At 48.5% G+C, this 9855-nt stretch carries 7 protein-coding genes; all 7 read right to left on the reverse strand.

The genetic code is table 11. From position 1 onward, the window contains the following. Positions 1-49: 49 nt before the first annotated feature. Positions 50-1540: a DEAD/DEAH box helicase gene (locus C7R93_RS05560; protein ID WP_106837880.1), complete on the reverse strand. Its 1491-nt coding sequence runs from the start codon at positions 1538-1540 to the stop codon at positions 50-52. Between the two features lie 465 nt (positions 1541-2005). After that, positions 2006-3079 (reverse strand): M42 family metallopeptidase, encoded by a 1074-nt coding sequence (locus tag C7R93_RS05570; protein ID WP_106837881.1) that lies wholly within the window; start codon positions 3077-3079, stop codon positions 2006-2008. 141 nt (positions 3080-3220) lie between these two features. Further along, a complete protein-coding gene (locus C7R93_RS05575) occupies positions 3221-4522 on the reverse strand; it encodes an MFS transporter (protein WP_106837882.1) in 1302 nt (433 codons plus the stop codon). Between the two features lie 75 nt (positions 4523-4597). Next, the gene (locus tag C7R93_RS05580) at positions 4598-5200 is read right to left on the reverse strand and encodes a TetR/AcrR family transcriptional regulator (RefSeq protein WP_106837883.1); all 603 of its coding nucleotides are present in this window, start codon (positions 5198-5200) and stop codon (positions 4598-4600) included. Positions 5201-5350: 150 nt separating this feature from the next. Then, entirely contained in the window at positions 5351-6787 is a 1437-nt protein-coding gene (pepV, locus tag C7R93_RS05585) for a dipeptidase PepV (protein WP_106837884.1), read from the reverse strand. Next, positions 6774-7505, reverse strand: coding sequence for a GTP pyrophosphokinase (locus C7R93_RS05590; RefSeq protein WP_106837885.1), 732 nt, complete (start codon positions 7503-7505; stop codon positions 6774-6776). Before C7R93_RS05590 ends, pepV begins: the two co-directional genes overlap by 14 nt. 132 nt (positions 7506-7637) lie before the next feature. Beyond that, entirely contained in the window at positions 7638-9719 is a 2082-nt protein-coding gene (locus tag C7R93_RS05595) for a methyl-accepting chemotaxis protein (RefSeq protein ID WP_106837888.1), read from the reverse strand. Positions 9720-9855 lie beyond the last annotated feature (136 nt).

Consider the following 9855-nt stretch of genomic DNA (forward strand, 5'->3'; position numbering starts at 1 on the left):
AAAAACTGCCCAGACTCTTTTCAAATCTGGACAGTTTCTCTTAACATCTCTACTTATTTCCACGTGTTTTCCCAGCGGATGAGGATTGATTAAACGGTTTTCCGCCCTTCGCAGAGCGAGCGGCTCCACCTTTTCCCGCTTTTTTAGCATCGGCAGGCTTCGCAGATTTACCTGCTTTGCGTGCTGCAATCGCTTCTGCCTTCTTGCGGTTTTTCTCGTACTGCGTTTGCAGTTCACCTAGCTCACGCGCCATCTTCTTTTTGTAGCCTGGCTTTACCTTCGTCTTTTTCTTCAAGGCGTCACGTACAGGAGAGAACTCTTTGTCTTTTTCCTTCTGCTGCTCTTTCACCTGTTGCACTCGCAGCTCAACGAAATGAGCTTCCCGTTCTTCTGCGCGCTGACGACGTCCCGCATCCAGATGGCGTCCTGCCTGCATAATTCTTTCTTCAATCGAAGCCTTCGTGGCTTTGGCAAAACGAGCCATCAAGTTTTTCTGACGAGGGGAAATGAGGGAGATCGCTTTTCCTTTTTGTCCCGCACGACCAGTACGTCCAACACGGTGGATGTAGCTGTCCACGTCATTCGGCAAATCGTAGTTGATGACGTGTGTTACGCCTTCTACATCGAGTCCACGAGCAGCGATATCTGTCGCAATCAAGTATTGAAAACGGATGTCGCGGAATTGCTTCATGAGTTGTTCCCGCTTGTTCTGGGACAAATCGCCGTACAGAGCTTTCGCCGAGAGGCCATTTTCCTGAAGACGGGCTGTCAATTGTTGAACGCGCACTTGCGTATTGGCAAATACAATGGTCAAAAATGGCTGTTCCTGTTCCAGAACATCCACAAGCGCGTCTGTTTTATCACTTTGGTTGACCACATAGTAAAATTGCTCAATGCGTTCAACTGTCTTCTGCTTGCCCTCGATTTTGACATGCGGTGGCTGATCCATAAAACGGTGCGCCAGTCTTTTCACCAAATCAGGCATCGTCGCGGAGAACAGCAGTACCTGACGCTGAGAAGGTGTGTGAACGATTACTTGCTCCACATCCTCCAAGAAGCCCATTTCCATCATCTTATCTGCCTCATCCAGCACGAGTGTGGAGATACGGCCGAAGTGGAGCGATCCGCGCTTCATATGATCCAGCACGCGTCCAGGCGTTCCAACGACAACGTGTACGGTTTCTTTCAGCTTGCTCAGCTGTTTGTCGATATCCGTTCCACCGTGCAAGGAGAGCACGTTCACATTCAAGTGTTTGCCCAGCTTTTCCACTTCTTTTGCAATCTGAATGGAAAGCTCGCGGGTCGGCGTGAGGATCAGCGCTTGAATATCGCGTTTTCCTTCTTGTAATCCATTAAGGATCGGCAGCATGAACGCAGCTGTTTTTCCTGTTCCTGTTTGAGCTTGTCCGATCAGGTCTTTTCCTTCCAAAATAAGAGGAATAGCTTCCTCTTGAATTTGTGTCGGTTCTTTATAATACAGGTCTTGAATCCCTTGCATCAGCTCCGGTCTAAAGCCAAAAGACGCAAACGATTTTGCCATAACTTCCACTTCCTTTCACAAGCGGTCCGATTCGCCACACCATGACTGCATGGACAGTGGATGCGAAAAAACCGGCTCCTATCAATCAAAATTCATCCTAGGCAGGTTGTTGCCCTTGCGAAATCCTATCCTACCTATACTAAAGGAGTACTCTCGAAAAAACAACTAAACCGTTCAACTCCCGGGTATTTTTCTCCGAGGCTCGTGATCACAAAACCTGCTTTTCGATAAAACCCGACTGCTTCCTGATCAGTTTCCGCCTGTATCTTTCTAAGCCCCCCGTTATGGAGCAGTTCGCTGATCATGGCGCAAGTTCTCTTTCTATTTTTTCGTTGTCGGGCCACATGCATTCTGCCAGTAAGCGTTTTACCTCATCTCGGTCTCGATATCCTTTTAACTCCATCATCACAAAAACACCCTCTCCATCGCAATCATACATGCATGGAGAGGGTTTCGCCTACCTCATCAGTCGATCAATTGTTGAACCGTTTCCTTATCGAGCTTCTTGATGACGGCTGTCAGCAGCTGTGCAGCTTGTTCGAAATCGCTTTTGGACATAATCGCATTATGGCTGTGAATATACCGTGTCGCAAAGCCGACGACAATAGATGGGCATCCAATGCCGCTTATATGGAATTGCGCTGCGTCTGTTCCGCCTCCTGCGAGTGCATCCACCTGGATATTGATGCCGAGCTCCTCTGCTGTGTCGAATACGAGATCGCGCAATCCAGTATGCGGAATCATCGTAGCATCAAATAACATGACGAGAGGACCGTCCCCCACATTGCAGGTCATCGGATACGATTCATTCCCAGGGGTGTCATAGGCGAGTCCAACATCGACAGCAAAAGCAATATCAGGTTCAACCAGCCTCGCTACTGTACCAGCACCGCGAGTACCTACCTCTTCCTGCACAGTGGCACCGGCGTATACCACATTTGGATGTTCTTCCGTCTGCAATCGTTTCAGCACCTCAATGGCGAGTGCACAACCCGCGCGATTATCGAGTGCCTTCGCGACCCATAGCTCGCCGTCGCGCATTGTCGCAAATTCACTATCTGGGACAATCCAATCACCAGGGCGAACACCCATTTCCTTTGCATCCGCTTCGTCCTTCGCACCGATATCAATGTACAAATCCTTGAGCTTCATGACTTTTTCCCGCTCTTCTTTTTCCAGAGCGTGTGGTGCCTTCGAACCAATGAGCCCCAGATACTCTCCTTTGCGTGTCTTGACCTTCACGCGCTGTGAGAGAATATTGTGCGTCCACCATCCGCCAAGCTGGATAAAACGCAAGTACCCTTTTGACGTGATATGTGTCACCATGAAGCCTACTTCATCCAAATGTCCGGCGAGCAAAATCTTCGGACCGTTTTCTGCACCCGTCTTCTTCCCGAGTACCCCACCTAGCCGATCTTTTACCAATTGGTCGCTGAGAGGCTGTAAGTACTCTTCCATCTTCACCCTGACTTCGCGCTCGTGCCCAGGCACTCCGTCCGCTTCCGTCAAATCCTTGATCAATTTCGTGAGATCGTCCATTTTTTATCTCCTTTTCGCTACTGACTTGTTCCCTTTATGCTTTCAAGAAACCGCTTACAAAATCCTTTCATTTCCAAATTGCCTACACCCTATTTGTTATTGTTTCCCCAACCCATGTTCCGAATGCGCTAGAGTAATCCGTCATGCTGTCGCATTTGATTGGGTGGCCTTCGTAGCAGCTTCTTGTTCTTGCCCGACTTTTTTCGTGATACGATGAAATAGCACGAGACAAATCAGTCCCATCCCTATAAAAATTCCGGTGATCGCAACGTTGGGAACCCACGCACTTGCCAAAATAAACACACCTGCACTGCTGACCCCTACGATGCTAAACAGAGAATGTACAGCCATATACGTGCTCCGGGCATGATCTGGCACCATATTGGCGAGTAACGCTTGTTTGACGGGAATGTGCATCACTTCACCCAGTGTCGCGAAGAACATGGCAATGAGCAAGACAGCGGGAGAATTGCTGTAGCTAATCCATGCATACCCGCCAAAGAACAAGCTCAAGCCTGACAGGAGCGCCACTCTATCCTTCCTTTTCTTCATCATATAAGAGACCAAAACGGTCAAGCATACGACCAGCAACGTATTTTCTGTTTTTAATAGGCCTAACAAGTTCATCCCATCTACCTGAATGGCAAGAAACGAAAAAAGCTGCTCAGGCTCTGGGATTTCTTTCACTAAGCGTAGGCCGATGACATTGGTCAATTGCTCCTCTACAGCAATAATGAGCAGATTCGCTATGGTAAACAGCAGAAAAATCCGGTGCTTCAGCACTTCTTTATATGCTCCTATGATATCTCCAAGAAAACTCGAATCTTTTTGTGTTTGTTTGTGAGACGCCGAGCGTGCAAGTTTTTCTGGTACATACGTCTCCTTGATAAACAAGATCGTAATGGCGAGTGAAATTGCAATGCTTACAGCCACACCGAGAAATAGGGCAAAGTAATGCTCGTCGAACAAAAATGCACCGACCAATCCCCCTATGGCTACCGCCAGATTATTCAGCCAATAGGAAGCCGTAAAAATTGCTCTCCTGTTTTCCGGATGACTCACATCAATGATGAGCGCTTGGTAAGCAGGACCCGACGCCCCCAAACAAAAATTATTGAACAGAAACAGAATAAAGGTCACATAGGGCAATTGAATCCATGGCGAGTTGACGGAGGCCACACCAAGAAAACTAAGGAAGATGACCGCCTCACATACAACGATGACTTTTTTTCGCCCGATCCTGTCCGCCACATATCCCCCTGTAAAAGAGCCTGCGACACTTGCTACCATCACGCCTAGAAACATAAAGCCCGTTACAACCGTCCCCAATTGCTTGGAGAAAAAAATAATCAAGTACGGGGTAACCGTCATGCTCGCCATGGTCGTCAAAAACTGTAACATCAGCCTGATCCGGATGTTGCTGTCGAACTTCCAAAAACTCATCGTGACCACTCCTCTTTCTTATAACGATTGATTAATCAATCATTTATATCCCAAAAAAAAGACCGATGGAGAATGCTAGCGATTCTTCGGTCCAAAAAGCTGCATGGCAAACGGAACGAATTTTTCCCACATGTTGCTTTGTGGCTCATCCGTCAAATTCACACGCAGACCAATTAACAGACTCATGTACGCTGTCGCCACGTATTTGGGATCTTGGACATGCAAGAGTCCTTTCTCTTGTCCATTGATCAAGAGCTCGGCAATTTTCGTACGAAAGATGTTGTGAAATGCATCTAGCTCGGCAAAAGAATGAGCAAAACGATTGTAGTAGCCTACTACTTGTACGACCAGTCGCAAGTATGAATCGAACGCGGCGAATATCTTGATGTGATTGGTCACCATTCTCTCTAATTCCAGTAGTGGATGAACTGCTTGGGGATCAAAGTCAAGCAGCTTGACGGAATGCTCTTGCAATGGCTCAGTGACAGCAGCATGAAAGAGCTGATCCTTGTTTTCAAAGTAGGTGAAAACACTGCCAAAGCTGACTCCCGATGCCTTCGCGACTTTTGCAATCGTGGTATCATCATAGCCGTGCTCGGCAAACAGGAGAATGGCCTGCTGAAGAATCGTTTCCCGCTTTTGCTTCATTTTTAGTACTTGTTCTGCTGAAAGTGGCATGCTGTACAGGCTCCTTGTTAATGAATGATTAATCGATCAATCGTTACTTGCATTATAGTACTGACTTCCAGTATTTGCAAAGATATTTGTCTCTTCTGATGCAGGAAAAATAAAAAACGGCTGGCGCTTGTGTCCAGCCGTTCGCGATTCCTACTTCGCTAATTCATAAATCGCCTGCGCGTAAATCGCTGTCGCTTTGATCAAATCTTCCACGTAAATAAATTCATCCCGCTGGTGGGCACTGTCAGGACGCCCTGGGAAAAGTGGTCCGAATGCTACCCCAACATCCAACGAACGGCCGTAGGTAGCGCCGCCAATTGCAATGATGCCAGCTTCCTCGCCCGTTTGTTCCGTATACACACGTTGCAGTGTCGTCACCAACGGGTGATTCGGGTCGACGCGGTGAGGTGTCAGATGCTCAGCTACTTCGAGCGTAAATGCGCCTTCACTGAATCGTTCAGCAAGAACGGCCGACCATTTTTCGAAGGCAACAGAATGTGGGTAACGGATATTCAGACGGAAAAGCGCATCCTGCTTTTCGTCGTACGCGATCACACCTGTGTTCAGTGTGAGTGCACCCATTTCTTCATCATCATGCGCGATACCGATCGCTTCTCCGTAATGCTGCTTGTGCAAATAACGATCAGCCAAATTTACAAAGACGGCTCCACGTTCATCCAACGACAATGTGTGCAAAAAGTGAATGAGCTCAGTACCCGCGTTGACGCCTTTGCTCGGGTCCATTCCGTGAACCGAGACGCCCTCCATGTGCAGCACCACGAGACCGTCCTGCTCCTCCACTTTGCCTTTCAAGCCAGTCGCTTCCAAGTGCTGGCGATAGCTTTGTGCAATCGCCTCACTATTCAAGCCGATTGGCGCAAGCGTTGCTACAGCCTTGTCTGGAACCATATTCATCCGTAAGCCAGCCTGCAAGGAAACGAGCTTTGCCTGCACGTTTTTTGCAGCAGGTATTCCGAGGCTTTGGAAGGCTGCAAGCGTCTGGCGCAGCGATAGATCGGTCAAACCTTTTTCCGCATAGATCAGCGGGAAGTCTGCATCTGGCGTAAAGCCCATCGTCGGCATTTCTTCCGTTTCAAAATACGTGTTCACACACTGCCAGCTCGATTCTTCATCCGTACCGAAAATAAAGCGTACGCGCTTCGACAGCGGCAATCCAAGTTCCATCACGATCTTCGCTGCGAAAATAGCCGCCATCGTCGGTCCCTTGTCATCAATCGCTCCACGGGCCACCATGCGTCCATCCACGATTTCTGCTGCATACGGTGGCGTACTCCAGCCATCGCCTTCTGGTACGACATCGACATGGCTCAGAATTCCGATCAATTCCTCGCCTTGCCCGAATTCAGCGTGTCCTGCGTATCCTCGGACGTCTTTCGTTGTCATGCCTGCTTTTTCACACACGCCTAGTGCAAAGTCAAGCGCTTGCTGAATCCCTTCTCCAAATGGAGCCCCTTCCCGTGCTGTTTCGGGGTCCAATACGCTTTTAATCTGCAAAAATTGTTGCGTCGTCGCAATCAGTTCTTCCTTGCGTTTATTTGTTTCTTCCAGCCAATTAACGCTTGTCATTCTCTTCTTCAGTCCTCTCATTCATACTTCCTGCGTCCATTGCCGCATCGACGTCGAGATCCAGCTCAACCAACGATAATAACGACTCCATTGGCACTTCTTTTTTCGTAAATTCTGCTTGGGCGTCTTTAATTTCGTCCCGAATGTTGTTCATTTCGCTATCCAGCTTGTAGGACGCCTTGGCAGCCTCGAACAACCTTTGTCGTATATCGGATGGGATAATTCCCTCATATTTGTAATTCAGCGAGTGCTCAATCGTCGCCCAAAAATTCATTCCCAATGTGCGAATCTGAATTTCTACAGGAATGGTCACTTGCCCACCCGCCATCATGATCGGGTACTCCACAGCAAGGTGATAGCCACGATAACCGCTTTCTTTTGGGGTAGAGACATAATCCTTCTCCAAATACACACGCATGTCTCCACGGTTGCGGATCATCTCTACGACTGCAGGTATATCATCAATAAACTGGCAAATGACGCGGATGCCCGCGATATCTCGAATTTCCCAGCAGATATTCTCATCAATCGGAAACTGCAAGCGGTTTGCCTTGTTGTAAATACTCGGGATCGATTTGACCCTACCCACCGCAAACTCAATCGGTGAATGCTCCTTGCGTTTGCGCAGCTCGTTACGGATATTTTTAATTTTGACTTTGATTTCTTCTACAGCTTGTTCGAACGGTAGCAGATATAGTTCCCAGTCTAGTTTGTGCACGCTTACGTCCCTCCGGCTTGAAACTCTCCATCGTCCTTATCATTCAACATTTCGTGTGAGATATCCTTCCAAAATACAAAAAGAGACGGGAGAAAAGGCAGTTGTAACTGGCTTTTCTCCGTCCCTTTTTTCTTAATTTTCACGCGAAACAAAGGTTGCAAGTGAGCTTCTCAGCTCTTCTGCTAAAATGGCCAGCTGATTCGCAGCATCTGCTATGAGCTCCATCGCTGCACTCTGCTCCTCTGCCGCTGCCGAGATGCTTTGGACACCGGCAGCCGCTTGCATCGATGCTGACGATACTTCACCAGCGACAACGGCTACTTGCTGGGCATCTGGTGCCATACGCTTGAAGGCTTCACTGACTCCGTTGATTTCTTGCGATACCCCAAGGATGTTTTCCTCGATGTGCTGGAACATCTCTTGGGATTGGTGTGCTGTCTTCATGCCGCGTGCGGTCGTTTGGGCACCCTCTTCCATCCTGGCGACTGCTTCCCTCGTATCCTTTTGTACGTCTCCAATCATGCCTACAATCTGTTGGGCAGCGCTATTGGTGTCTTCCGCCAGCTTGCGTACTTCTCCTGCGACAACGGCAAATCCCTTGCCATGCTCTCCTGCTCTGGCCGCTTCGATCGCAGCATTCAAGGCGAGCAAATTCGTCTGTCGGGCAATCTCTGTAATGACAGAGATAATTCTCGAAATGTCTTTCGAGCGCCCTTCCAATACATGAATGACATCTGTTGCGGCTTCTACTGAGCGATTGATTTCGTCCATGCTGTCCATCACATCTGCGATCGCGCGTCTGCCAGCGTGTGCATGCTGCTTCATTTCTTCCGCAGATAGTGTCACCCGCTCTACATTTTCCGTTACAACCGCCACATCCTTCGTCAAATCAACAGCCAGATTCAAGGTTTGTCCCATTTTTTCTACCTGGCTGTCAGCAGAGGCGGCCACTTGATCGACAACCAGGACAATTTGCTGGCTGGAAGCGGCAATCTCACTGGTGTTTCCCTGAATATTTCGCACAGCACCGGAAACGGAAGCGGCTGCCTGCTGAATCTGAAACAAAATTTTGCGCAGTTGCTTCTGCATTGTGACGAGAGACCCTGCCAGCTCACCCAGTTCATCTTTTCGTTTCAACAGCTTGTCAGGAATCTCACGCGAAAAGTCCCCATGTCCGATCCGCTCTGCGACGGCAAGCATGCCGCGAAACGAACGTCGAAGCCAGTTTGCTGTAACTAACGAGATGATGACGATTAGCAAGAGTACGGCACCATTAAAGGCAATCATGGCATTCTGAATGCGGGTCGGGCCCTCTAGTATTTCGGTCATATTCATCTCTGCCAAAATCGCCCACGTCTTCTTCCCCACTTTGACCTGATCATAGGACACGAGTACTTGCTGTCCTAAGTAATCAACACTTTCGATCGTTCCTTCAAATTGTTGGGTGAGTAAGACTTGATCGACGACGGGCGTATCTACTTTTTGCTGTAACAACGTATTTGGCCCACTGCCCAGTTGCGAGCGCATCAGCTTGTCCGGGCCACCAACCAAGTAAATCTTCCCAGTTTCCCCCAGCCCTTCTCGTTGGTTGAATATTCTAGAAATATAATCCATGGATACTTCTACGGCTATTTGCCCAATGATGTAGCCTCGCTCGTAGATCGGCGCTGCTATGTATATCCCTGGCGCCGCTCCAGATGGTTCGTAAATGCCTAGATCTGACATTTCTGCGCTTTGGGTTTTCTTCACTTGCTGCACAGTCTGGCCAAGTACAGAGTCAGCGTGTGAGCCTGTCAGGAGATTGGTACCAAAATCGGCCTGCGGCTTTGCCTCATACACGATGTCCCCTTGTGCATTCAACAGATAGGCATTCACAAAGCCGTAGCGAGCGACCTCCATCTTCAATTCGTTCGTATACCGCCCTTGCACTTTTTCATAAGCAGGCGATTCTCGTCCTTGCCGCCACACGTCTTCAAACGAAGAAAGGGCAGACATTACTGTTCCCGATGCAGCCAACGTATCCACGTTCCTGGCTCGCTCGCGAAAGTAATTTTCCACCTGTTCCTTGTTGCTATAACGCAGCGCTTCCAGTGTAGCGGCACTTCCGTTCAACAATTCCTGCTTGGATTCTTGATAAGCAAACACTCCCGCTGCCGTCAGCGGAACACTTCCTGCCAGTAGTAGTACGAGCAGGATACGAGCGCCCAACTTCATGGAAAAGCCCCCCATTTTTGCCAATCTCTTTTTCTGGAATACATTTTGAACTATACTTATAGAATATTGTTTATATTTCTTCTATTTGTATAGTACCAGAAAAGGAAAAAGGAAGGCTAGACCAAATGTATCAGGC

Source organism: Brevibacillus fortis (genome assembly GCF_003013395.1).
In the GTDB taxonomy this organism is placed as follows: domain Bacteria; phylum Bacillota; class Bacilli; order Brevibacillales; family Brevibacillaceae; genus Brevibacillus; species Brevibacillus fortis.